This window comes from Lactococcus sp. LG1267 (assembly GCF_017309545.1).
Classification (GTDB): Bacteria; Bacillota; Bacilli; order Lactobacillales; family Streptococcaceae; genus Lactococcus; species Lactococcus petauri.
Window position 1 is genome coordinate 812,713 of record NZ_CP071295.1, and the last position, 23,857, is coordinate 836,569.

At 39.4% G+C, this 23,857-nt stretch carries 20 protein-coding genes and 1 tRNA gene; 20 read left to right on the plus strand and 1 reads right to left on the minus strand.

All coding sequences use genetic code 11. The features are described 5' to 3' along the window. Positions 1 to 29: 29 nt before the first annotated feature. From J0J33_RS04075 to J0J33_RS04160, 18 genes are all read left to right on the plus strand, one after another. Positions 30 to 719, plus strand: coding sequence for an HAD family hydrolase (locus tag J0J33_RS04075; protein WP_019292623.1), 690 nt, complete (start codon positions 30 to 32; stop codon positions 717 to 719). A gap of 51 nt (positions 720 to 770) precedes the next feature. After that, positions 771 to 842: transfer RNA gene (locus J0J33_RS04080), tRNA-Arg, on the plus strand. Between the two features lie 186 nt (positions 843 to 1,028). Further along, positions 1,029 to 1,961 (plus strand): ribonuclease Z, encoded by a 933-nt coding sequence (gene rnz / locus J0J33_RS04085; protein WP_206888243.1) that lies wholly within the window; start codon positions 1,029 to 1,031, stop codon positions 1,959 to 1,961. After that, a complete protein-coding gene (locus tag J0J33_RS04090; protein ID WP_019294154.1) occupies positions 1,942 to 2,589 on the plus strand; it encodes an SDR family oxidoreductase in 648 nt (215 codons plus the stop codon). Before rnz ends, J0J33_RS04090 begins: the two co-directional genes overlap by 20 nt. 32 nt (positions 2,590 to 2,621) lie before the next feature. Next, positions 2,622 to 4,856 carry a single-stranded-DNA-specific exonuclease RecJ gene (gene recJ, locus J0J33_RS04095; RefSeq protein ID WP_206888244.1) on the plus strand — a complete coding sequence of 745 codons (2,235 nt, stop codon included), beginning with the start codon at positions 2,622 to 2,624 and terminating at the stop codon, positions 4,854 to 4,856. Then, positions 4,846 to 5,358 carry an adenine phosphoribosyltransferase gene (locus J0J33_RS04100; RefSeq protein WP_003134000.1) on the plus strand — a complete coding sequence of 171 codons (513 nt, stop codon included), beginning with the start codon at positions 4,846 to 4,848 and terminating at the stop codon, positions 5,356 to 5,358. Before recJ ends, J0J33_RS04100 begins: the two co-directional genes overlap by 11 nt. A gap of 125 nt (positions 5,359 to 5,483) precedes the next feature. Next, the gene (gene rpoE / locus J0J33_RS04105) at positions 5,484 to 6,044 is read left to right on the plus strand and encodes a DNA-directed RNA polymerase subunit delta (RefSeq protein ID WP_003134001.1); all 561 of its coding nucleotides are present in this window, start codon (positions 5,484 to 5,486) and stop codon (positions 6,042 to 6,044) included. A 105-nt stretch (positions 6,045 to 6,149) separates the two neighbouring features. Next, positions 6,150 to 7,865 carry an endolytic transglycosylase MltG gene (mltG, locus tag J0J33_RS04110; protein WP_019294152.1) on the plus strand — a complete coding sequence of 572 codons (1,716 nt, stop codon included), beginning with the start codon at positions 6,150 to 6,152 and terminating at the stop codon, positions 7,863 to 7,865. Between the two features lie 24 nt (positions 7,866 to 7,889). Then, entirely contained in the window at positions 7,890 to 8,363 is a 474-nt protein-coding gene (gene greA / locus J0J33_RS04115) for a transcription elongation factor GreA (protein ID WP_019292667.1), read from the plus strand. Positions 8,364 to 8,482: 119 nt separating this feature from the next. After that, entirely contained in the window at positions 8,483 to 8,935 is a 453-nt protein-coding gene (locus tag J0J33_RS04120; protein ID WP_206888247.1) for a CtsR family transcriptional regulator, read from the plus strand. Then, positions 8,925 to 11,375, plus strand: coding sequence for an ATP-dependent Clp protease ATP-binding subunit (locus tag J0J33_RS04125; protein WP_029345874.1), 2,451 nt, complete (start codon positions 8,925 to 8,927; stop codon positions 11,373 to 11,375). The genes J0J33_RS04120 and J0J33_RS04125 overlap by 11 nt, the downstream gene beginning before the upstream one ends. A gap of 122 nt (positions 11,376 to 11,497) precedes the next feature. Next, the gene (gene hpf, locus J0J33_RS04130) at positions 11,498 to 12,055 is read left to right on the plus strand and encodes a ribosome hibernation-promoting factor, HPF/YfiA family (RefSeq protein WP_003134010.1); all 558 of its coding nucleotides are present in this window, start codon (positions 11,498 to 11,500) and stop codon (positions 12,053 to 12,055) included. 247 nt (positions 12,056 to 12,302) lie between these two features. Continuing rightward, on the plus strand, positions 12,303 to 14,636 hold the full coding sequence (gene pflB, locus J0J33_RS04135) for a formate C-acetyltransferase (RefSeq protein WP_019292664.1): 2,334 nt from the start codon (positions 12,303 to 12,305) through the stop codon (positions 14,634 to 14,636). A 237-nt stretch (positions 14,637 to 14,873) separates the two neighbouring features. Further along, positions 14,874 to 15,479 (plus strand): dephospho-CoA kinase, encoded by a 606-nt coding sequence (coaE, locus tag J0J33_RS04140; RefSeq protein ID WP_019294150.1) that lies wholly within the window; start codon positions 14,874 to 14,876, stop codon positions 15,477 to 15,479. Between the two features lie 46 nt (positions 15,480 to 15,525). Then, positions 15,526 to 16,716 (plus strand): multidrug efflux MFS transporter, encoded by a 1,191-nt coding sequence (locus tag J0J33_RS04145; RefSeq protein ID WP_206888249.1) that lies wholly within the window; start codon positions 15,526 to 15,528, stop codon positions 16,714 to 16,716. Then, complete coding sequence (rpmG, locus tag J0J33_RS04150; protein WP_014024306.1) at positions 16,713 to 16,859, plus strand: 50S ribosomal protein L33; 147 nt, start codon at positions 16,713 to 16,715, stop codon at positions 16,857 to 16,859. The genes J0J33_RS04145 and rpmG overlap by 4 nt, the downstream gene beginning before the upstream one ends. A gap of 132 nt (positions 16,860 to 16,991) precedes the next feature. Next, entirely contained in the window at positions 16,992 to 18,215 is a 1,224-nt protein-coding gene (locus J0J33_RS04155; RefSeq protein ID WP_019294148.1) for an FtsW/RodA/SpoVE family cell cycle protein, read from the plus strand. A gap of 317 nt (positions 18,216 to 18,532) precedes the next feature. Beyond that, positions 18,533 to 21,952, plus strand: a complete 3,420-nt coding sequence (locus J0J33_RS04160) for a pyruvate carboxylase (protein WP_206888252.1) — start codon at positions 18,533 to 18,535, stop codon at positions 21,950 to 21,952. A 45-nt stretch (positions 21,953 to 21,997) separates the two neighbouring features. Here the strand turns inward: J0J33_RS04160 and J0J33_RS04165 are convergent, their stop codons facing one another. Further along, complete coding sequence (locus tag J0J33_RS04165; protein WP_003134020.1) at positions 21,998 to 22,597, minus strand: ATP-dependent Clp protease proteolytic subunit; 600 nt, start codon at positions 22,595 to 22,597, stop codon at positions 21,998 to 22,000. Between the two features lie 179 nt (positions 22,598 to 22,776). Between J0J33_RS04165 and J0J33_RS04170 the strand changes: the two genes are divergently transcribed. Both J0J33_RS04170 and J0J33_RS04175 read left to right on the plus strand, forming a co-directional pair. Next, positions 22,777 to 23,154 (plus strand): VOC family protein, encoded by a 378-nt coding sequence (locus J0J33_RS04170; protein WP_019294146.1) that lies wholly within the window; start codon positions 22,777 to 22,779, stop codon positions 23,152 to 23,154. Between the two features lie 59 nt (positions 23,155 to 23,213). Continuing rightward, positions 23,214 to 23,744 carry a hypothetical protein gene (locus J0J33_RS04175; RefSeq protein ID WP_019292658.1) on the plus strand — a complete coding sequence of 177 codons (531 nt, stop codon included), beginning with the start codon at positions 23,214 to 23,216 and terminating at the stop codon, positions 23,742 to 23,744. The last annotated feature ends 113 nt before the right edge of the window (positions 23,745 to 23,857 follow it).

Here is a 23,857-nt window from a genome sequence, read left to right on the forward strand (position 1 = left end):
TTAAAGAAAGAGGAAAGGGATTGAGAAGTATGAAAGAGATAAAAAATATTATTTTTGACTGGGACAATACACTCTTTCCTTTTAAAAAATATTGGGAAACAGCACACCGGAAAGTTTTTTTGGACTTGATTGATTTTCAGGATGAATTTTCTATAGATGATTTTATGGCAAAGTATCGTGAAGTGGATGAGCAACTCTGGCCTTTAGTTCACGAAGGGAAAATGACGATTGAGCAGCTGCGCGAAGAGCGTGTGCGCCAGGTCTTGGATTACTACGCAATTCACTATAAAGAAAACTTTGTGCGCCTGTTCTTTGACATTTTTTTGACAGCTTTACTTGAAGAGATAGAAGTTGATCAGAATTTATTATCTAAAATGCTAGAACTCTCTCAAAATTATAATATTGCTATTTTAAGCAATGGGGAGAGTGGAGAGCAAAGAGAAAAAATTAAACGTTTTGGCTTTGAAAATCTGTTTCCAGTTTATATTTCGGCCGAAACTGGCTTAACCAAACCTGATCAAGCAGCTTTTTATAATATTTTAGATAAGGAAGGCTTCGATCGTGAAGCAACACTTATGGTTGGAGATCTCCTTGAACATGACATTCTTCCAGCACAAAAACTTGGTTTAGCCACTGCTTACATAGGACATGACGATAAGGAAATCGCAGATAAAACCTATGAAAGCATCGAAGATTTCCTTGAAGATTTTTTGAAATAAAGAAACTTGAAATTTCCTTTGTTTTCCTGTAAAATGATAGAGTTATCAGTGCCGTCTGTAGTGTAATGGATATCACGCAAGATTCCGGTTCTTGCGATGGGGGTTCGATTCCCTCCAGACGGATAAATTTTTTATTTTGAGCGCTGTAAGACATTGTGAGAAGCACAATGTTTTTTACATTTTGATATTCTCTTTTCTGACTTAATGAACAGGTGGAAACTATGAGAGACAAGCATCAAAGTAGAAAATGTTTTTTATTTGATTCCAATAATGGATAGGAAAGAACATAATTAGAATATTGAGGAAGATATGGATATTCAATTTTTAGGGACGGGCGCGGGCCAGCCATCACGAACGCGAAAAACACAGGCTATTGCTTTGAAGTTACTCGATGAACGTAACGAAATATGGCTATTCGATTGTGGCGAAGCGACCCAACATCAAATTTTGGAAACGTCAATTAAACCAAGAAAAATCACCAAGATTTTTATTACACATTTGCATGGCGATCATATTTTTGGTCTACCGGGTTTTCTATCTAGTCGTTCTTTCCAAGGTTCAAGTAAAGATGAGGAACATACGGACTTGGAATTATATGGACCAAAAGGTCTGAAAGACTTTGTGATGACGGCTCTACGCATGTCGGGTTCGCGTCTTGGATACAAGATTCACTTTCATGAAATTGAAACGCCTGGTAAGATATTTGAAGATCAAACCTTTGAAGTATATGTTGATACCTTAGATCATACAATTTTTTGTCTCGGCTATCGTGTAGTCGAAAAAGACCGTCCTGGAGAACTAGATGCAGCGGCTTTGAAAGCATCAGGTCTACCTTTCGGTCCCCTCTTTGGCAAAATAAAGAAGGGTGAAACAGTAGAACATGATGGGAAAGTTTTTCATCCAGAGGATTATATTGGCGCAGACAAGCAGGGGAAAGTGGTCACTATTCTTGGAGATACCCGACGTACACCAAGCGCTGTTCGTTTAGCGGTTGGGGCAGATCTTTTAGTTCATGAAGCAACTTATGAAGCAAAAGAAGCAAAAATGGCCCGCCGACACGGACATTCGACCTCAAAACAAGCAGCAGATGTTGCTCAGGAAGCTGGCGTAAAGCGTTTGGTGCTCACGCATATTAGTGCACGCTATGTTGGCCCACTTGTAGCTCAGCTTGCGCAAGAAGCACGAGATGTTCATCCTAATTCGTATGTGGCGAAAGATTTTTATGAAGAAAAAGTTGAGTAAAAAGAATATTGTAATTACAGGCGCTAGCGGTGATATAGCACAAGCACTTGTTCAGCGTTTAGAAGATCATAACCTTATCTTGATCAGTCGCTCGCTTCCACAGCCAGACATGCCTGAAAAAGTAGATATCCTCATTAATAATGCGGGCTTTGGAGAGTTTACAGAGTTAAGTAACTTATCGGATGAGCAAATTGATGAAATGTTCAAGGTGAATACGTTAGATCTGATTAAGCGGACGCGTGATTTGCAACCACAGTTGCAAGTAATTAATATTGCATCCATAGCAGGGAAGTTACCTACAGCGAAATCGACAGTATATGCAGCTTCCAAAGCCGCTGTTCTCGCTTTTTCTGATGCTTTACGTTTAGAAAAACCAGATCTTATTGTGACAACAGTCAACACAGGGCCGGTCCGCACAAAATTTCACAAAGACAATATGGACTATTTGGAAAAAGTGGGCGAAAACGCGGTCAGTGCAGAATATGTTGCGGATAAGATTGAGCAAGTTTTAGGGAAAAATAAAAGAGAATTGAACTTACCTGTCCAGCTGGCTTTCGTTGCGAAAGTCCGTGCGCTTTTCCCAAGTCTTGTAGATAATATAGGAAATAGGTTTTTTAATTATAAATAAATCTTCAAATAAGCAGTCGAAGTGGAGGAAACTTGATTAAATCAAAATATATATGGAAGTTAACTGAGTCAGACTTACCGGATGAGTTTCTTAAGTTAAGTAAAAAATATAAATTAGATACACTGGCAGCGCAAATTTTGTGGCAACGCGGCATAAGGGCAGAAGAGGAGATTCAAGCTTACTTGAATCCTGATCTTCAGCAATTACATGATCCGTTTTTGTTGCACGATATGGAAAAAGCCGTTCAAAGAATTTTGACTGCAATTGAAAATGGGCAAAATATCTTAATATACGGTGATTATGATGCGGATGGTATGACGGCAAGTTCCGTCATGAAATCAGCTCTAGATGAATTAGGAGCGGAAGTTCAGGTCTATCTTCCTAACCGCTTTACTGATGGTTACGGACCAAATCTTGATGTCTATAAATATTTCATTCAAAATGAAGACATTGATTTGATTATTACCGTGGATAATGGTGTGGCTGGTCATGAAGCCATCGCCTATGCACAAAGTCAAAATGTTGATGTTATCGTAACTGACCATCACAGCATGCCAGAAGTACTGCCAGAAGCTTTTGCAATTGTGCATCCTGAACACCCAGAATCAAACTATCCTTTTAAGTATTTGGCTGGAGTAGGAGTAGCTTTTAAAGTCGCAACAGCTCTTTTAGACTATATTCCTTCAGATATGCTTGATTTGGTGGCAATCGGAACAATTGCGGATATGGTTAGTCTTACTGATGAAAATCGTATCTTGGTGAGTCATGGACTAAAAGTATTAGCGAATACTGAGCGTGCAGGCTTGATGGAACTCATGCGTCTCTCAGGAACTGATTTTGAAAAGGTGAATGAGGAAACGATTGGTTTTCAAATTGCCCCTCGTTTGAATGCTCTGGGGCGCTTAGATGACCCAAACCCAGCGATTGAACTATTAACAGGCTGGGATGAAGAAGTGGCTGCTGAAATTGCGCAGATGATTGATGAAAAAAATAGCAAGCGTAAAGTAATTGTAGAAAATATCTTCAATCAAGCCCTCACAATGATAACGGACGAGCCCGTACAAATTCTGTATCATAAGGATTGGCATAAAGGTGTTTTAGGTATTGTTGCCGGACGTTTACTTGAGCAATTTCACAAACCTATCATTATGTTGGCAGAAGAAGAGGGGATTCTTCGAGGATCAGCACGTTCGATTGAAAACTTTAATATATTTGAAGCACTCAACGAACACCGTGAACTTTTTATGGCTTTTGGTGGCCACAAACAAGCTGCTGGGATGACTTTTGCCTTGGAGAATGTGGAAGCAATCAAGCAAGTGATGCTCGACTTTATTCAAGAAAACGATATCGATATGTCAGGAAAAAGTTCACTAGAAGTTCAGGGCAGTTTGCAGTTTGACGAGATTAGCTTAGAGACGATTAGGAGTTTAGAAAAGTTATCTCCTTATGGTATGGACAATCCGAAGCCTCATTTTCTCCTTACGGATTATCAGGTTGAGCAAGCACGTAGTATGGGAAAAGACAACAGTCATCTCAAACTTAAATTAGTACAAAATGGACAAGCTTTAGATGCGGTTTACTTTGGGCATGGAGCTGAAAGCCTAGAATTTGAACAAAGTGATACAGAACTTGTCGGTACCTTATCTAGCAATACTTGGAATGGTACAACAACTGTTCAGCTTATGGTGGCTGATGCTAGAGTAAATGGTGTTGAGCTTCTGGATATTCGAAGTCGACAAGTTGAATTGCCTAAAAATACAATACGTTTTGTCCATAATGAAGTGAAAAATGGTACAATAGAAGAAGTGCTTATTATTGAGGAAGCCCCAACTGATAAGGAAGCCTTATCTGCTTTGGCGGAATTAATACATGAGCAGGAATTTGAATTGATTTATTTCAAAAATACAATCAAGAAAAATTATTATTTGACGGGAGCGGGGACGCGTGAGCAGTTTGCGCGCTTCTATAAAGCAATTTATCAGTATCCTGAGTTTGACATACGTTTTAAATTGAAAGACTTAGCAAATTATTTGAAGATACCCGATATTTTACTGATAAAGATGATTCAAATATTTGAAGAACTGAATTTTGTCACTATTGACAATGGCATGATGAGTGTGAATAAAGCCGCCGAAAAGCGTGATATTTCTGAAAGTAATATTTACCGAGAGCTTCAAGAAATTGTTGCTTTTCAAGAACTTTTCGCCTTATCCCCTGTCAAAGAAATTTATAAAAAATTAAAAGAGGAAGATGCACATGCAACTTAAAGATTACATTGCAACGATTGAAAATTACCCAACAGAAGGTATCGTTTTCCGCGATATCTCACCACTTATGGCTGATGGAAATGCCTACAACTATGCAGTTACTGAAATTGTGCAATATGCACGCGATAAAGAAATTGATGTGATTGTTGGCCCAGAAGCGCGTGGATTCATCGTTGGATGTCCTGTTGCTTTTGCACTTGGTGTTGGTTTTGCTCCTGTGCGTAAACCAGGAAAATTACCACGTGAAGTTATTTCAGCAGACTATGAAAAAGAGTATGGTACAGATACATTGACAATGCATGCTGACTCTATTAAGCCAGGACAACGTGTTCTGATTGTAGATGATCTCTTGGCAACAGGTGGAACAGTAAAAGCTACTATTGAGATGATTGAGCGTTTGGGTGGTATCGTTGTTGGGTGTGCCTTCTTTATTGAACTTGATGACCTTAAAGGGCGTGAAAAACTCGGTAACTATGATTATAAGGTATTGATGCATTATTAATTTCATCCTACCAAGCAAGACGGAAAACGACACATAATGAAACAGTTTAAATCCGTTTACATATTGACAATGAAGCGAATTTAATATAATATAGAAAAAGAAAATCTGAAAGAGAGCAAAAAAGTTTGAAAATTGAAGCATTAGAAGGACAAAATATCGAAGAACTTTCAATGATTGAAGTTGCTCATGCAATTTTGGAACAAAATGGTAAGGAAATGGCTTTTGCAGAAATCTTGAACGCCGTTCAAGACTACTTGAAAAAGTCGGACAATGAAATCAAAGCCACAATTGCACGTTTTTACACAGAAATGAATACAGATGGAAGCTTTATTCCATTAGGAAATAACATTTGGGCACTGCGCTCATGGTACGCGATCGACGAAATCGATGAGGAAGTAATTGCTCTTGATGAAATTGACGACGAAGAAGAAAAAACAACTAAAAAACGTACAAAAGTTAATGCATTCGGTATCGAAGATGAAGTGGATCCTGAAGATGAACACATCGACAAAGGAAACGATGCAGATGACATGACTTATGATGATGAGAATCCAGATGATGAAAAAGATGAGGTTCAAGCTTATGATGCTGAACTTGCTGAAGTTGAACTGGATAACGTGGATGAAGACGTTGAACTCGATGAAGAGGACGACGATGATGACGACAGCGACTCAGAAGAGAATTAAAATCTAAAAGAGTGAGGTCCCTGACCTCGCTTTTGTGAATATTACCCAACAAACTTACGCTTCACTGTTTAAAAAAAGAGGGTGGCGTGATAAGGAGGATTAACCTTGGTAGAAAAAGATACGGAGAAGTTTTCGAGAGAAAGTTTCAAAGATAAAATCTTGCGTGAACTTGAAGAAGGAAATCGAGCCAACACGGATGGGACTTTTGAAAACTATGCCCGTGAATCCAACAAAGAACTTTCTTCAACCCCGAGTAGACATACTCGGCGAGAACGTGCTGATTTTTCGGATATTCAACGTCCAACTCCATTTAAGTTGACAGAAGAACTGGAAAATCCAGAAGTAGAGGGACAAGCTAAAATTTCCGAAGATGTAGAATTTCCTGAAAAAGCTGTTTCTGATCAAGTGAAAACAGAAGCATCAGCACATGAAGAACGTCCAGACTTTGCAAGTGTTCGCGAGCAAATGCTCCAAGCGAGCCAAGGACAAAGTTATTCACGACTTAGACGCAAGACAAAAGAGTCTGATAAAGAAGTTGTTGATGAATATGAGCAACCTGAAGCACAAGCAAGTGATGCTGCAGAGCCTCTTGGCGAAGAGACGACTCACAGACAAAGAAGTCGTCGTGCAGCAGTAAAATCGGATGCGGAAGCTGAAGAAATGCAGCCCAAGTCGAAAGCGAAAAAATCGAAGAAGAAAGTTTCTTCTGGAAAGATTATTGCTGTTATCGTAGCTGTTTTAATTCTGGCTGCGGCAGGGACTGGTTTTTACGGTTATAATTTCATCAAAGAAGGTGTACAACCGCTCAATACTGCAAATACAACCAAACGCGCCATTAACATTCCAGCGGGAGCAAGCAGTAAACAAATCGGAGATATCTTACAACGAGAAGGTATTATCAAAAATGGTATGGTTTTCCAATACTATACTAAATTTAAAAATTTCAGTGGCTTTAAGAGCGGCTACTACAACTTGGCGCCTAGCATGAACTTGTCGGATATTGCAAGTCTTTTGGAGCAAGGAGGAACCGAACATCCTGTGGAACCAACTCTGGGCAAAATTTTGATTCCTGAAGGTTATACATTGGAACAAATTGCTCAAGCTGTTACAGTGAATTCTGCGGATAAAGATGAAAAAACACCTTTTACTAAAGATGAGTTTATGAAGACTGTACAGGATCAAGCGTTCATCGAAAAAATGAAAGAGAAGTTTCCAAAACTTCTTGCAAGCTTACCAAGTAAAGACAGTGGTGTGAAGTATCAACTTGAAGGTTACCTCTTCCCAGCAACTTATGAGTATACGAAAAAGACAACTGTTGAAAGCTTAATTGAGACCATGCTTTCAACAACTAATACACAGCTGGAACCTTTGTATGAACAAATACAAGCGAACGGACTTACGGTCAATGAAACCTTGAGTTTGGCTGCCATTGTCGAAAAAGAAGCGAATAGCGATGATGATCGCCGTAACGTTGCACAGGTCTTCTTTAACCGTAAAGATTTAGGGATGACGATGGATTCTAATACAGGAATCTTTTATGCTGAAGGTAAGCTAGGTAAGGATACGTCGCTTGATCAGCAAGCTGCAATTAATACACAATTAGACTCACCTTTCAATACTTATTTGTACCCAGGTTTTGGTCCTGGACCAATCGTGAGTCCAAGCTTGTCGTCAATCAAAGCAGTGCTTAACCCGACTGCGAATGATTATCTTTATTTCGTAGCAGACGTTGAAGGTAAGATTTACTTTGCGCAAACACTTGAAGAACAAAACATCAATGTTCAAAAGTATGTCAATGATGCGATTGCGTCGGGTAATTAATTAGAAATTTAAAAAGGATAAAAAATGGTAGAAAAAACTTTCCCCATGACCAAAGAAGGTCTGGAAAAATTAGAACAAGAATTAGATAACCTTAAATTGGTTAAACGCCCTGAAGTTATTGAACGCATCAAAATTGCACGTAGCTACGGTGACCTTTCAGAAAACTCAGAATACGAAGCAGCAAAAGATGAACAAGCCTTTATTGAAGGTCGTATCTCAACTGTGGAAACAATGATTCGTTATGCTGAAATCGTAGACAATGCTAATATTGACAAAAATGAAGTTGCTCTTGGTAAATCAGTTGTTTTCCAAGAAGTTGGAGATGACGAAGAAGAAGAGTACGAAATCGTCGGTACTGCTGAAGCTGATCCATTTTCAGGCAAAATTTCAAATGAATCTCCAATCGCTCAAGCCTTGATTGGCCGTAAAGTTGGCGATGTTGTGAAAATTCCGTTGCCTATGGGTGAAATCGAAGTTAAGATTGTTGATGTAAAATAAAATAAAAAAATCTGCTTTTAGCGGATTTTTTTATTTTAGAGACGTTTCAGCCACTATTTTTGGTAAAAAATTAAAATTTTCGATATAATAGTCAATAAAGGTCAAAGATTGGAGGTTCTATGTCTGTCCAAAATACTTCAGATATTATCGAAGCTTATTTGCGAAAACTGCTAGAAGAGGCACGTGAGATTGAGATTAAACGTGCAGATTTAGCCAGTCAATTTGACGTGGTTCCTTCGCAAATTAACTATGTGATTAAAACCCGTTTCACCCCATCTAAAGGCTTTGATGTTGAGTCAAAGCGTGGTGGTGGCGGCTATATTAAAATATTCAAATACCATTATTCGGCAAAGCATGAATTCTTGCTTGATTTAGCACAGAAGTTGCCTGCCAACTTGACCGAAAGTATGGCACAAGATGTCTTGCAACTTTTATTTGATGAAAACATTTTGACTGAACGAGAAGGAAATCTTCTCCTTTTGCTTTTAGCTGATAGTGATATTTCTAACAGTTGTCGAGCACAAATGATGATAAAAATACTACAGAGATTGGATCGTGATGATGAAATTTAATGAAAAGGACTTTACACCACAAGTCATAAAAGTGCTTGAGAAGTCTGTCGACTATGCGCACAAGTTTAACTACGCTTGGGTTGAAAGCTCGCACTTATTGGCTGCCTTGGCTGAGGTCCCGGCTTCATTGGCATTTACGCTACTTAATTCAGAAAAGATTGATTTGGAAGAAATGTTAATCGACATCGAAGATTTTTCAAGTCAAGTGAAGACAAAAAAATCAGAAATAAAGCTTAGTCCAAGAGTGGAAACGATTATTGAGCAAGCACGAGCACTGGCTCAAAATAATGATAAAAACCGCATCGGGACCGAGCATCTCTTATATATGCTGTTGGCAAATGAAGCCAGCTTTGCAGGACAACTTTTACGTGAGCAAGACATCAATATCGTTAACCTCCGCAAAAAGCTAGAGCAAAAAGCATATCTACGTGTACCAGAGCGCCGTAAAGCGGTGACACCAGCTTCGAAAAGAAACCTGTCGGGGAAAGTGTCCGAAACAACGACAACGCCTACTTTAGACACGGTATCAACAGATTTGACAAAAGCAGCCCGTGAAGGCAAGCTTGATCCCATGATTGGAAGAGAGCGTGAAGTTGAACGTCTTATCCACATTTTGAGCCGTCGAACAAAAAATAATCCCGTTCTTGTTGGTGAGCCAGGTGTTGGTAAGTCAGCGATTATTGAAGGTTTTGCGACACGTGTGGCTGCAGGAAATGTTCCTGTAGGTTTACGCGGCAGCCGCATTATGGCTTTAAATATGGCGATGGTCGTAGCGGGGACAAAATTCCGTGGTGAATTTGAAGATCGTTTGACGGCTATTGTTGATGAAGTGACACATGATAAAGATGTTATCGTCTTTATCGATGAACTCCATACCATTATTGGTGCTGGTGGCGGCATGGACTCGGTCAACGATGCCTCAAACATTTTAAAACCAGCATTAGCACGGGGCGAGTTCCAACTCATTGGTGCTACCACTTATCAAGAATATCAAAAATATATTGAAAAAGATGAAGCCCTAGAACGCCGTTTTGCCCGTGTCAATGTCGAAGAACCCTCAGAAGAGGAAACGGTTGCGATTTTACAAGGCTTGAAAGAAAAATTTGAGGCTTACCATACAGTCAAATTTGAAGAAGGGGCTTTGGAGCGTGCTGTCAGCTTGAGTAATCGCTATATGCCTAGTCGTCGTCTCCCAGACAAAGCTATTGATCTTCTTGATGAAGCAGCAGCCAAAGTTAAAATCACGAGTAAAACAAATTATACCAAGTTAGACGAGTTAAAAGCAGAATTAAAAGCGGAAGAACTGAGATTACAAAAAGCAGTTGTTGCTCTTGATATTGTTGAAGCGCAAGGGATTGAAAAAGATATTGAAAAATTAACGCACAAGATTGATAATTTTACAGTATCGGAAAATGATAATCCTTTGGTGGAGGAAAGCGATGTTTATGCTGTCGTTTCTAACCTTACAGGAATCCCACTCCAACAGATGACGAAGACAGAAAGTGAACGTCTGATTAACTTAGAAAAAGAGTTACATAAACGTGTGGTTGGACAGGAAGAAGCGATTTCTGCTGTTTCTCGTGCCATTAGACGTGCACGTTCAGGGATTGCCGATACGAGACGTCCTTTGGGCTCATTTATGTTCCTTGGTCCGACAGGAGTTGGGAAGACAGAGCTTGCTAAGGCTTTAGCGGAAAGTGTTTTTGGCAGTGAAGAAAATATGATTCGTGTAGACATGAGTGAATTTATGGAAAAATTCTCGACATCGCGTCTTATCGGAGCACCTCCTGGATATGTAGGTTACGATGAAGGTGGGCAATTGACAGAGCAAGTCCGTAATAAGCCTTATTCTGTTATTCTCCTTGATGAAGTCGAAAAGGCCCACCCTGATATTTTCAATATCATGTTACAAATTTTGGATGATGGTTTCGTTACAGATACCAAAGGACGTAAAGTTGATTTCAGAAATACGATCATCATTATGACATCTAACTTGGGTGCAACGGCTATTCGTGATGATAAAACGGTTGGTTTTGGGGCTAAATCAATTTCAACGGATTATCCAGCTATGAAAGCAAGAATCATGGAAGAGCTGAAGAAACAGTACCGTCCAGAATTTCTCAATCGTATCGATGAAACTATCGTTTTCCATTCACTGACAGAAAAAGAGATTGAACAAGTCGTGAAAATCATGAGTAAATCTCTTGTATCGCGTTTGAAAGATCAAAATATCAAAGTAAAATTTACACCTGCTGCTTTGAAAGTTATTGCTGATAAAGGATTTGATCCTGAATACGGTGCCCGCCCATTGCGTAAAGCTCTGCAACGTGAGGTTGAAGACACGCTCAGTGAACAATTGCTTGCCGGCGAAATTCATCCAGGGGATACGATTTCGATTGGTTCTTCTAATAAAAAGATTAGAATAAGTGTTATTGATTGACTTGTAAGCGATTATATATTATAATTAAATTAGAAATAAAGAAAGGACGGTTCTTAAAACTTGACTGTCCAGCGCCTGCAAAACAGTGAAGGTTCAATACAAGAGCCGTTAAGGTAGACTCTATGATCAAATATAATATCCGTGGTGAAAATTTTGAGTTAACAGATTCAATCCGCTCATATGTTGAAGATAAGGTTGGAAAACTTGAAAAATACTTTAACGATGGTCATGAAGTAACAGCCTATGTAAATCTTAAAGTTTACTCCGACAAACGTTACAAAGCAGAAGTTACAGTTCCTGCTAAAAATGTAACTTTGCGTGCAGAAGATACAGCAGCTGACATGTATGCAGCTATTGACTTTGTTGAAGAAAAACTAGAACGTCAAATTCGCAAGTATAAAACACGTGTAAACCGTAAATCTAAGATTAATGTTCCTACCGGACAAGCTTTCGGAGACGAGTTTGCACCACTTGATGAAGCTGAAGAAGTAAATGAAGATCAAGTAAAGATTGTTCGTACAAAACATGTTTCCTTGAAACCAATGGATGCTGAAGAAGCAGTCCTTCAAATGGACATGTTAGGACATGATTTCTATATCTTTACAGATGCAGATACAGACAGTACTAATGTCGTTTACCGCCGTGAAGATGGCAACATTGGTTTAATCGAAACCAAATAAGATTTAAGTACAGAAACTGTATCAAGAAAAAAGTCAAGCAAAAAAGCTTGGCTTTTTTTGTTATCTCTGTACTTCTGTGACATTTTGCATCTGTAATCGTTTACCGTAAATATAACAGTTTAACTTAAAATTCAAACTGTACTAGTAAAGAAAGTGCAAACATTCCCATATATCCCTTGAAATTAGTAAACTGTATGATATAATAAAAGCGTAATCTGAAACAGAAAGACCAAAGGAGATTTTCTACATGAAAACAGAAACTAAAGAAATCTTTGAGCAAGCCTGGGAAGGTTTCAAAGGATCAGACTGGCAAGATAAAGCAAGCGTTACGCGCTTTGTTCAAGCCAACTACAAACCTTATGATGGAGACGAAAGTTTCCTCGAAGGACCAACAGAACGTACGCTTAAAGTAAAAGATATTATCGAAACAACAAAAGCGCACTATGAAGAAGTAGGATTCCCATTCGATACTGATCGTGTGACTTCTATTCACAAAATTCCTGCTGGTTACATCGATCCTGAAAACAAAGATCTCGAATTAATCTACGGTATGCAAAACAGCGAACTTTTCCGTTTGAACTTCATGCCAAAAGGTGGTCTTCGTGTAGCAGAAAAAATCTTGACAGAACACGGACTCAGCGTTGATCCTGAATTGCACGAAGTGTTGGATACAACAATGACTTCTGTAAATGATGGTATCTTCCGTGCCTATACATCAGCTATCCGTAAAGCACGTCACGCACACACAGTAACTGGTTTGCCAGATGCTTATTCACGTGGACGTATCATCGGTGTTTACGCACGTCTTGCACTTTACGGTGCAGACTACTTGATGAAAGAAAAAGCACGCGAATGGGATGCAATCACTGAAATTACAGAAGAAACTATCCGTCTTAAAGAAGAAATCAACATGCAATACCAAGCACTTGATCAAGTTGCTAAATTTGGTGATCTTTATGGACTTGACGTTCGTCGCCCAGCCCTGAACACTAAAGAAGCTATCCAATGGATCAACATTGCTTACATGGCTGTATGTCGTGTTATCAATGGTGCGGCTACATCACTTGGACGTGTGCCAATCGTTCTTGATATCTTTGCTGAACGTGACCTTGAACGTGGTACTTTCACTGAACAAGAAATTCAAGAATTCGTTGATGATTTCGTATTGAAACTTCGTACAATGAAATTCGCGCGTGCTGCTGCTTATGATGAACTTTACTCTGGTGACCCAACATTCATCACAACATCAATGGCAGGTATGGGTAATGACGGTCGTCACCGTGTTACAAAAATGGACTACCGTTTCCTTAACACATTGGATACAATCGGTAACGCTCCAGAACCAAACTTGACAGTACTTTGGTCTGATAAATTACCGCATGCCTTCAAACGTTATGCAATGTCAATGTCTCATAAACACTCTTCTATTCAATATGAAGGTGTAGAAACAATGGCTAAAGAAGGCTACGGCGAAATGTCTTGTATCTCATGTTGTGTATCACCACTTGACCCAGAAAATGAAAACGAACGTCACAACCTCCAATACTTCGGAGCGCGTGTTAACGTTCTGAAAGCGATGCTTACTGGTTTGAACGGTGGATATGACGATGTTCATAAAGACTACAAAGTGTTCGACATCGAACCTGTAACTGACGAAATTCTTGACTATGATACAGTTATGGAAAACTTTGACAAATCATTGACTTGGTTGACTGATACTTATGTGGATGCAATGAACATCATCCACTATATGACTGATAAATACAACTATGAAGCTGTACAAATGGCCTTCTTGCCAACACGTGTTCGTGCGAACATGGGCTTCGGTATCTGTGGTTTCGCCAATACAGTTGACTCACTTTCAGCAATCAAATATGCGAAAGTTAAAACTATTCGTGATGAAAACGGCTACATCTATGACTACGAAGTTGAAGGCGACTTCCCACGTTACGGTGAAGATGATGACCGTGTAGACGATATCGCTAAACTTTTGATGAAGATGTACTACGAAAAACTAGCTTCACACAAACTTTACAAAAATGCTGAAGCTACAGTTTCACTCTTGACAATCACTTCAAACGTGGCTTACTCTAAACAAACAGGTAACTCACCAGTTCATAAAGGTGTATTCCTCAATGAAGATGGTTCAGTGAACAAATCTAAAGTAGAATTCTTCTCACCAGGTGCTAACCCATCAAACAAAGCGCGCGGTGGATGGCTCCAAAACTTGAACTCTTTGGCGAAACTTGAATTTGCTCATGCAAATGACGGTATCTCATTGACAACTCAAGTTTCTCCACGTGCACTTGGTAAAACACGTGACGAACAAGTAGATAACTTGGTTCAAATCCTTGACGGTTACTTCGGACAAGGTGGACAACACGTTAACCTTAACGTTATGGACCTTAAAGATGTTTACAGCAAAATTATGGCTGGCGAAGACGTTATCGTACGTATCTCTGGTTACTGTGTAAACACGAAATACCTCACACCAGAACAAAAACAAGAATTGACTGAACGTGTGTTCCACGAAGTTCTTTCACAAGATGATGATGAAGTAATGCACACATCAAACATTTAATATCTATTGAAATGTAGAAACAATCTCTCCTTTGGGAAGGTTGTTTTTTGCTTATTTATATAAATTAAGCAAATTCTGTTTTTTTTTAACGATAATACTTACTTTCTGCAGTGGAAGAGGTAGTGAATGGACAATTACAACAGTCCGAAGCCCTTTCTGGACTGGAAAAATATCGTTTTTGCTTCATGGGGGCGTAATTACTGAATATCGTATCATGAGTTGTGCTATAATAAAGCTATGAAGAAAGTAATCGGTTTGACAGGTGGAATAGCTTCTGGGAAATCAACGGCGGTTGATTTTTTGCGTTCTCAGGGCTATCCGATCATTGATGCGGATCAAGTGGTTCGTGAATTACAAGCCCCAGGTGGCTCCTTATATCAGGCGATTCTACAAGAATTTGGCCCTGCCTACTTTGATGAGAAAGGACTTTTGGTTCGGCGAAAGTTGGGCGACTTAATTTTCTCAAATGATGAAGCGCGAGAAAAACTAGCATTGCTCCAAAATCATATTATTCGCCAAGAACTCTATAAGAGACGTGAAGCACTTTTGAAGGATGATAAGGTTCAAAAGGCCATAATTATGGATATTCCCTTACTCATCGAACAGGCTTATGATGGTTTTGATGAAATATGGTTAGTCGCTGTTCCAGAAAGCATCCAAATTGAGCGTATCATGAGTCGGGATAATATGACAAAAGAAGAGGCAGAAGCGCGTATCAAAGCTCAAATGCCTTTGTCAGAAAAGAAGAAGTATGCCACACGTATTATTGACAGTTCAGGAACAATTCCTGAAACTTATGAAAAAATCACAGAACTGTTAAAAGCAGTAGAAAAGAGGGATTAAAACGAGTAAATCAACAAAAAACAGAAAAGTTAATTGGAAACAAAATTTGTGGATCACATGGATTGGCTGTTTTATTGTGGGCTCATCTTTTTCACTGGTGATGCCATTTTTGCCCCTTTATATTCAAAGCCTAGGAGTGACAGGTTCTAATGTAGAGCTGTTTTCTGGTATTGCTTTTGCTTCGACAGCTTTGGTCTCAGGCTTAGTTGCTCCTATGTGGGGAAAATTAGCGGACAAATACGGCCGGAAACCCATGATGGTCAGAGCTTCTTTTGCCATGACCTTTACCATGTCTGCGATTGCTTTTTCTCATCATATGGGTGGCTATTGGTGGCTACTGCTCATGCGCAGTCTTATGGGCTTCTTTTCAGGATTTATTCCCAACTCGACAGCAATGATCGCTTCTCAAGCACCGAAAGAACGTTCAGGTTATGCCCTGGGTGTCTTATCCACTGCAATGATTACGGGAACTTTGATTGGCCCTTCTATCGGTGGTTTATTGGCACAATGGTTTGGGATGGCGAATGTCTTCCTTATCGTTGGGAGTCTGCTAGCTCTTGCAACAATTCTAACGGTCTTTTTTGTCCATGAAAACTTTGAACCTGTAACGAAAGATAATATGTTATCTACAAAGGAAATTATCAGTCGTGTAAGTAACAAGCATATCCTTTTTGGCTTACTTATTACCAGCTTCATTATCCAAGTCACCACACAATCAATAGAGCCATTTGTGACCCTTTACATCAAAACATTGACTACAAATACAAATAACTTAATGTTTATCTCAGGTCTTATTGTATCTGCAGTTGGCTTATCTGCAATGATGTCTTCTAGTACATTGGGTAAATTAGGAGACAAATATGGCGCACATCGGCTGATTTTAATCGGTTTAGCTTTTAGTTTCGCTATGTATTTACCGATGGCTTTTGTAGAAACCCCTCTTCAATTAGGAATCTTAAGATTTATGCTGGGGTTCGGCACGGGTGCTCTGATGCCTTCCGTCAATTCCCTTTTGGCTAAAATCACCCCTAAGGAAGGTGTGTCACGGATCTTCGCCTATAACCAAATGTTTTCTAACTTTGGTGTTGTTGTAGGTCCGATCGTTGGCTCAGCAATTGCAGGTTGGGTTTCCTATCGGATGGCGTTTATTGTGACAAGTCTTTTCGTAGTTGTTAATTTCTTTTGGTCCTTGGCTAATTTCCGGAAGTATTTAAGAAAACGGAGCATCGTAGAATGAGAGTGAAAATAACTTTAGCTTGCACAAGTTGTAAGAGTAAAAATTATATTAGCAGTAAGAATAAAAGCAGCAACCCTGATAAAGTCGAAACGATGAAGTTTTGTCCAAAAGAGCGCATGGTTACATTACACCGAGAAGTTTAAGTGCTATGAAGTATTTTTCATTCTAGAAAAACCATTTATTTTTAAAATAATTGCACATCTGTAAAAATGAAACTGAAAAAATGGTATAATAAAAAATGTTAAAAAATAATAGAAATGAAATGATAACATAAAATGAATGATGGATTGAAGAAAGCAAACTTCCTGAACTATTCTATTTTGATTCCCTACCTGATAATGTCAGCTGTAGGTATCGTGATGGTTTTTTCAGCAACAGTCCCATATCAGCTGGCGAAGGGACTTTCACCTTATAAAATGGCAATCAACCAAGGCGCGTTCATGTTGCTGAGTTTTGTTGCTATTGCAGTGATTTATCGGATGAAACTCCGAGCTCTTAAGAGTAAAAAAATGATTGGCTGGGTTTTATTTCTTTTGATCTCAGCCATGATTTATTCGCGTGTCGGTCCAAATACTTCTGCAAATGGCGCACACGGCTGGATTCCCATCCCAGGTGTGGGAACGATTCAACCTGCTGAATATGCAAAATTTTTCGTTGTGTGGTATCTGGCTTCTGTCTTTTCCGAAAAGCAGGATGAAATATATGAAAAAGATATCGCAGCAATTTTCAAAGGGAAAACCATTTGGCAAAAACTATTTGGTGGATGGCGCTCTGCGATTCTCGTAATGTTAGGGATTTTGGTTATCATGCCAGACTTGGGTAATGCTTCTATTATGGCGATGATTACAGGAGTAATGATTGCTTCGAGTGGAATCTCTTGGCGTTGGTTTAGTGGCTATGGCAAGATAATTTTGGGAGCTATGGTTGCCTTTATTGCCTACCTTTATGCCGTAGGTGGCGATGTTATCCCGGGACACTATGTCAATGCACGTTTTAAGGCAATGGTTAATCCTTTCGGAGGCTTGTCAACATATGGTCACCAAATGGCCAACTCCTATTACGCCGTAAGTAATGGCGGATGGTTTGGTCGTGGACTCGGAAACTCTATTGAGAAAAACGGTTTTCTACCTGAAGCGCACACGGACTTTATCTTCTCGATTGTCATTGAGGAGCTGGGTCTAATCGGAGGGATTCTTGTTCTCGGCGTATTGTTCTTTATGATTGTTCGTATCTTAATGGTCGGTATCCGTGCAAAAAGTGCGTTTAATTCGATGATCTGTATCGGTATTGGTTCTACCCTTTTGATTTCAGTATTTATCAATATTGGGGGAGCCTTTGGGATTATTCCGGAAACAGGGGTAACATTCCCATTCCTATCGCAAGGAGGATCATCATTCCTTGTGTTGTCTTTGGGGATTGCTTTCGTACTCAACATTTCGGCAGATGAAAAACGTAGAGAAGTCAGAGAGCTTTCAAGTACATATGCTAGAAATGTTTAATATTAAATGCTAAAGTTAAGAAAAAGCTAATCAAATTAGCTTTTTTTATAAAGTTTGTATGTTGTGAAAATTCATAATTTGGTTGCTGATGCTTTCTAATACTCAATGCCTCTATCTTGCTAAAGCAAGGAGAGCCAAACGCAAACTCTTATGGAGATTTGCTAGAGTCTTACTACTTTCTCCGCAAAAAATGTTTTTACTGCGTCAAGTCGTAATACTCAATGCCTCTATCTTGCTAAAGCAAGAAGGGAATTGAATTATAAGGTATCGTCAACCATATTACACAACATATTTAGGGAATAAAGATAGGGGATTGTATGAAAAAACTGCTCGTTGCCAACCGTGGTGAAATTGCCATTCGTGTTTTTCGTGCCTGTAATGAATTGGGTTTGTCCACTGTAGCCATCTATGCAAAAGAAGATGAGTACTCAGTACACCGTTTCAAAGCAGACGAAGCATACTTAGTCGGACAAGGTAAAAAACCGATAGATGCTTACCTTGATGCGGATGATATTATTCGTATTGCTCTAGATGCAGGAGCGGATGCAATTCACCCGGGATATGGTTTGCTTTCTGAAAACTTAGAATTTGCGACTAAGGTCCGTGAAGCTGGCTTAGTTTTTGTAGGGCCAGATTTAAAACATTTGGATATTTTTGGCGATAAAATTAAAGCTAAGAAAGCAGCGGATTTAGCGCAAATTCAAGGTATTCCAGGAACGGATGGAGCTGTCGATTTGGATGGGGCTCTTGCCTTTGCTGAAACTTATGGTTACCCTGTTATGATAAAAGCAGCTCTCGGTGGCGGCGGACGTGGAATGCGTGTTGCTCGCAATGACGAAGAGATGCGTGATGGTTATGCGCGTGCCAAGTCTGAAGCACAAACAGCTTTTGGTTCAGCAGAAATTTACGTTGAAAAATATATTGAAAATCCAAAACATATCGAAGTACAGATTTTGGGAGATACACATGGCAATATTGTTCATCTTCATGAGCGAGATTGTTCTGTGCAACGCCGTAATCAAAAAGTCATCGAAATTGCACCAGCTGTAGGCTTAGAACCAGAATTTAGAAATGAAATCTGTCAAGCAGCTGTCCAACTTTGCCAAGCTGTGGGTTATGTTAATGCAGGGACAGTTGAGTTTTTAGTTAAAGATAACCAATTTTACTTTATTGAAGTTAACCCACGGGTCCAAGTAGAACATACGATTACGGAGATGATTACTGGTGTAGATATTGTTACAGCACAAATTCTTATTGCTCAAGGCCAGGATTTGCATCAAGATATCAAAATTCCTGCACAGGATGAAATTCCATGTCTAGGTGCAGCCATCCAGTGCCGTATCACGACTGAAGATCCCGAAAATAATTTCCTTCCAGATACAGGAAAAATTAACACATACCGCTCACCAGGCGGATTTGGTGTACGTCTTGATGTAGGTAATGCTTATGCAGGATATGAAGTGACGCCTTATTTCGATAGTCTTTTAGTCAAGGTTTGTACTCATGCGACAGATTTTGAAGAGGCGGTGCATAAGATGCAGCGTGTCTTGCGTGAATTCCGCATTCGTGGGGTAAAAACGAATATTCCGTTTTTGGAAAACGTTATTGAGGACGAGCAGTTTACCAGTGGTCAAGCAACGACAACCTTTATTGACAATACACCGCAACTCTTCAAGTTTTCTCGCAAACGTAATCGCGGTACAAAAATCTTGAAATATATTTCGAATATTACCGTGAATGGATTCCCAGGGATTGACAAAACAGAGAAGCGTTATTTTGAACCTGCTCGTCAACCTGAAATTGAGCTTCTCCAGAAAACAACAACAAAGAATATCCTTGATCAAGAAGGTGCTGCAGCCGTAGTAGACTTTGTTAAAGGTTCACATGAAGTTTTGCTCACAGATACAACTTTTCGTGATGCACACCAAAGTCTTTTAGCCACACGCTTGCGTCTACAAGATATGAAGGGGATTGCAACCTCTGTAGATCAAGGTCTTTCTGACCTATTCTCTGTAGAGATGTGGGGCGGGGCAACTTTCGATGTCGCCTACCGTTTCTTAAATGAATCACCTTGGTATCGCTTAAGAAAATTGCGTGAACAGATGCCCAATACACTTTTCCAAATGCTGTTCCGCGGCTCAAATGCAGTAGGTTATCAAAATTATCCTGATAATGTTATTCAGGAGTTTATTCAAAAAGCAGCAGCTGAGGGAATCGATGTTTTCCGTATTTTTGATAGTCTTAACTGGCTGCCGCAAATGGAAAAATCTATCCAAACTGTACGTGACACGGGTAAAATTGCTGAAGCAACGATTTGTTATACTGGCGATATCTTAGATAAAACACGTCAAAAATATGACTTGAAGTATTATAAAGACCTAGCTAAAGAATTGGAAGCTAGCGGTGCTCATATTCTTGCAATTAAGGATATGGCTGGTCTTCTGAAGCCACAAGCTGCCTATGTACTGATAACAGCACTGAAAGAAACAGTTGATTTGCCGATTCATTTGCATACACATGATACGGCAGGTAATGGTATTATTACCTATTCAGGTGCGATTAAGGCAGGTGTAGATATCGTCGATGTGGCGACCGCATCACTTGCTGGTGGCACATCGCAGCCTTCTATGCAGTCACTCTATTATGCCTTGGAGCATGGTGGACGTCATGCGGCTTTGAATATTGCTAACGCGGAACAAATTGACCATTATTGGGAAGATACGCGTCGTTATTATGCACCTTTTGAAGCTGGAATTACGAGCCCGCAAACAGAAGTTTACAGACATGAGATGCCAGGGGGGCAATATACCAATCTTAAAGCACAATCTGCTGCAGTTGGCTTAGATGCTCGTTTTGATGAAGTCAAAGCTATGTATAGCAAAGTGAACATGATGTTTGGTGACATTATTAAAGTGACTCCAAGTTCGAAAGTTGTGGGCGACATGGCACTCTTTATGGTGCAAAATGATCTCACAGAAGAAGATGTTTATGCAAAAGGCGCAGAATTAAACTTCCCAGAGTCAGTTGTTTCCTTCTTCCAAGGAGATTTAGGTCAACCTGTAGGTGGTTTCCCAGAGAAACTTCAATCGCTGGTTCTCAAAGGTAAACAAGCATTAACAGATCGTCCTGGTCTTCACGCGCCAGCCGTTGACTTTGCACAAGTGGAAAAGGAACTCTCAGACATATTAGGTTACCCAGCTGAAGAACATGAAGTTTTAAGCTACATTATGTACCCACAAGTCTTCTTGGATTATCAAAAAATGCAAGATGCTTTTGGCTCAGTAACCTTGCTTGATACGGAAACCTTCCTTCATGGTATGCGTATGGGTGAGCAAATCGAGGTGCAGATTGAGAAAGGTAAAACTCTGATTATTCGTCTTGATGAGATTGGTGAGCCAGATGTTTTAGGAAATCGTGTGCTCTTCTTTAACCTTAATGGTCAAAGACGTGAAATTAGTGTAAATGATCAATCGATCAAAACACAAATTGTTGCGAAGCGTAAGGCTGACAGCACCGATCCACAACAAATTGGTGCAACCATGCCGGGATCTGTTTTGGATATCCTAGTGAAAAAAGGAGATCAGGTCAAAAAAGGACAAGCACTGATGGTTACAGAAGCAATGAAGATGGAGACGACCATCGAAGCACCGTTTGATGCTACGATTGAAGAAATTCATGCCGTAGCAGGAGAAGCGATTCAGACGAAAGATCTTCTTATCGAACTACGTGAGCAATAAAAGAAAAACGTTCAACTCTTAGGTTGAACGTTTTTTTGTTTTACTTTACTTTAAGCTGTTGGCTTCCATGATTTCGTCAATGAAACCATAATCCAATGTTTCTTGGGCTGTCATCCAGTTGTCACGTTCTGCATCAGCATGTACTTTTTCCATAGACTGACCAGAGTTTTCGGCCAAAATCTTTTCTAAAGTACGACGTGTTTTGAGCAAGTGTTCTGCTGCGATAGCCATATCGGTTTGTTGTGTACCACCACCAGTACCGCCCATAGGTTGGTGGATCATGTATTCAGCATGCGGCAACATGAAACGTTTGCCTTTTGTACCACTAGAAGCAATGATTGTACCCATAGATGCAGCAATACCCATAACAATTGTTTGAACGTCAGATTTGATGAAGTTCATAGTATCAACAATTGCAAGTCCAGCAGAAACAGAACCACCAGGTGTGTTAATGTAGAGGTAAATATCCTTTGTGCTGTCTTGGGCATCCAAGAAGAGGAGTTGTGCGATGATTGAGTTGGCCATACCATCCTCAACTTGGCCTGTCAACATGATGATACGGTCTTTCAGTAGACGGCTATAAATGTCATATGCGCGTTCACCACGGCTTGATTGCTCGATGACAGTAGGTACTAAATATCCCATAGATAAGTCTCCTTTTTCAATGTTTTATTCTATTATAAATCAAAGGTCAAAAAAGGTCAAAAAATAAGTACGATTAAAAAGGAGGAAATGAAGATATCTTTTCAAAAGTAAAATGTTTCAAAGAAAGGAACACTTTTATCTGTCGGAGTATATTATAATAGAGTCAAGGAGATAAAAAGATGAAAGTTGAACATATCGGAATTTGGGTAAGAGACTTAGGGAAGATGAGGAATTTTTATGAAACCTTTTTTTCTGCAAGGGCGGGTCAGCAATATCACAACTCTAAAACAGGCTTTACTTCCTATTTTATGAGTTTTGAAGAAGGGGCACGTGTAGAGCTCATGCATCGTGCAGATATTGAAAAGATAATGCCTGAAGGTCTGGGTTTTGCTCATCTTGCTTTACAGGTGGGAGATGAAGCCGAGGTAGACAAGCGGGCTCAAGAATTTTTAGAACAAGGTTTTGAAGTTTTATCTGGACCACGGAGAACTGGCGATGGCTATTATGAAGCCGTTATTCTCGATCCTGAGGGAAATAAGATCGAAATAACAGCTTAGCTATATAAATTCTGGAGAAATGAGTTTTAAAACATTAGTCATTTTGTTATAATAATAGTATGAATTCAGAACTTATTATTTCTATGATTATTGCTATGATTGCGGGTGCTTGGCTTTTTATTGCGGGCATGTATATCTACAAACGTTTTGACGAAAATCGCTATAAGAAGCGCTTAGCCATTGAGAAACTTTTACGCGAAATTGAAGTCAGAAACACCTTGAATCAAAAAATTATCGAAATCTTGAACCGTCCGATTATTGGAGATGATGAAGAAATCGTTAATCCCCGTAGTGATGTAAAAGTGCCGTTTTACGACTATAATTTTTTGAAAAATTATACTTCAATGTATAATTTGTACATCCCCGCTTATTTCTTAAGTACTTTCTTTAAAAATCTATCCCACCATTTGGCTGTTTTCGAAGATGAACAAGATTTGAAAAATGGCGGCTATATTTTCAAAGAAGCACGTCCTATTTTTGAAAATTTTTCGGTCGAAATTACGGAAGATATTGAGAATAAGAAAAAAGAACTGGAAGAAGCAAAGAACATTTATCCATCTATGTTAAAACGCCAGTATTATAACATTTAAATACTTTTTTTAATCTGTCCAATAGGACAGATTTTTTTAGAATAAAAAGGGAAAGGGTCTTTTTTTTGTCTGTCAATTGTGCTATAATAGCAAATGCTAATACCGCTAGGTAT

What these genes read in the sequence shown, in the direction of transcription:
- J0J33_RS04075 (WP_019292623.1), top strand. Translation starts at nt 30, where the DNA reads ATGAAAGAGATAAAAAATATTATTTTTGACTGGGACAATACACTCTTT.
- rnz (WP_206888243.1), top strand. Translation starts at nt 1,029, where the DNA reads ATGGATATTCAATTTTTAGGGACGGGCGCGGGCCAGCCATCACGAACG.
- J0J33_RS04090 (WP_019294154.1), top strand. Translation starts at nt 1,942, where the DNA reads ATGAAGAAAAAGTTGAGTAAAAAGAATATTGTAATTACAGGCGCTAGC.
- J0J33_RS04100 (WP_003134000.1), top strand. Translation starts at nt 4,846, where the DNA reads ATGCAACTTAAAGATTACATTGCAACGATTGAAAATTACCCAACAGAA.
- greA (WP_019292667.1), top strand. Translation starts at nt 7,890, where the DNA reads ATGGTAGAAAAAACTTTCCCCATGACCAAAGAAGGTCTGGAAAAATTA.
- J0J33_RS04120 (WP_206888247.1), top strand. Translation starts at nt 8,483, where the DNA reads ATGTCTGTCCAAAATACTTCAGATATTATCGAAGCTTATTTGCGAAAA.
- J0J33_RS04125 (WP_029345874.1), top strand. Translation starts at nt 8,925, where the DNA reads ATGAAATTTAATGAAAAGGACTTTACACCACAAGTCATAAAAGTGCTT.
- hpf (WP_003134010.1), top strand. Translation starts at nt 11,498, where the DNA reads ATGATCAAATATAATATCCGTGGTGAAAATTTTGAGTTAACAGATTCA.
- pflB (WP_019292664.1), top strand. Translation starts at nt 12,303, where the DNA reads ATGAAAACAGAAACTAAAGAAATCTTTGAGCAAGCCTGGGAAGGTTTC.
- coaE (WP_019294150.1), top strand. Translation starts at nt 14,874, where the DNA reads ATGAAGAAAGTAATCGGTTTGACAGGTGGAATAGCTTCTGGGAAATCA.
- rpmG (WP_014024306.1), top strand. Translation starts at nt 16,713, where the DNA reads ATGAGAGTGAAAATAACTTTAGCTTGCACAAGTTGTAAGAGTAAAAAT.
- J0J33_RS04155 (WP_019294148.1), top strand. Translation starts at nt 16,992, where the DNA reads ATGAATGATGGATTGAAGAAAGCAAACTTCCTGAACTATTCTATTTTG.
- J0J33_RS04160 (WP_206888252.1), top strand. Translation starts at nt 18,533, where the DNA reads ATGAAAAAACTGCTCGTTGCCAACCGTGGTGAAATTGCCATTCGTGTT.
- J0J33_RS04165 (WP_003134020.1), bottom strand. Translation starts at nt 22,597, where the DNA reads ATGGGATATTTAGTACCTACTGTCATCGAGCAATCAAGCCGTGGTGAA.
- J0J33_RS04170 (WP_019294146.1), top strand. Translation starts at nt 22,777, where the DNA reads ATGAAAGTTGAACATATCGGAATTTGGGTAAGAGACTTAGGGAAGATG.
- J0J33_RS04175 (WP_019292658.1), top strand. Translation starts at nt 23,214, where the DNA reads ATGAATTCAGAACTTATTATTTCTATGATTATTGCTATGATTGCGGGT.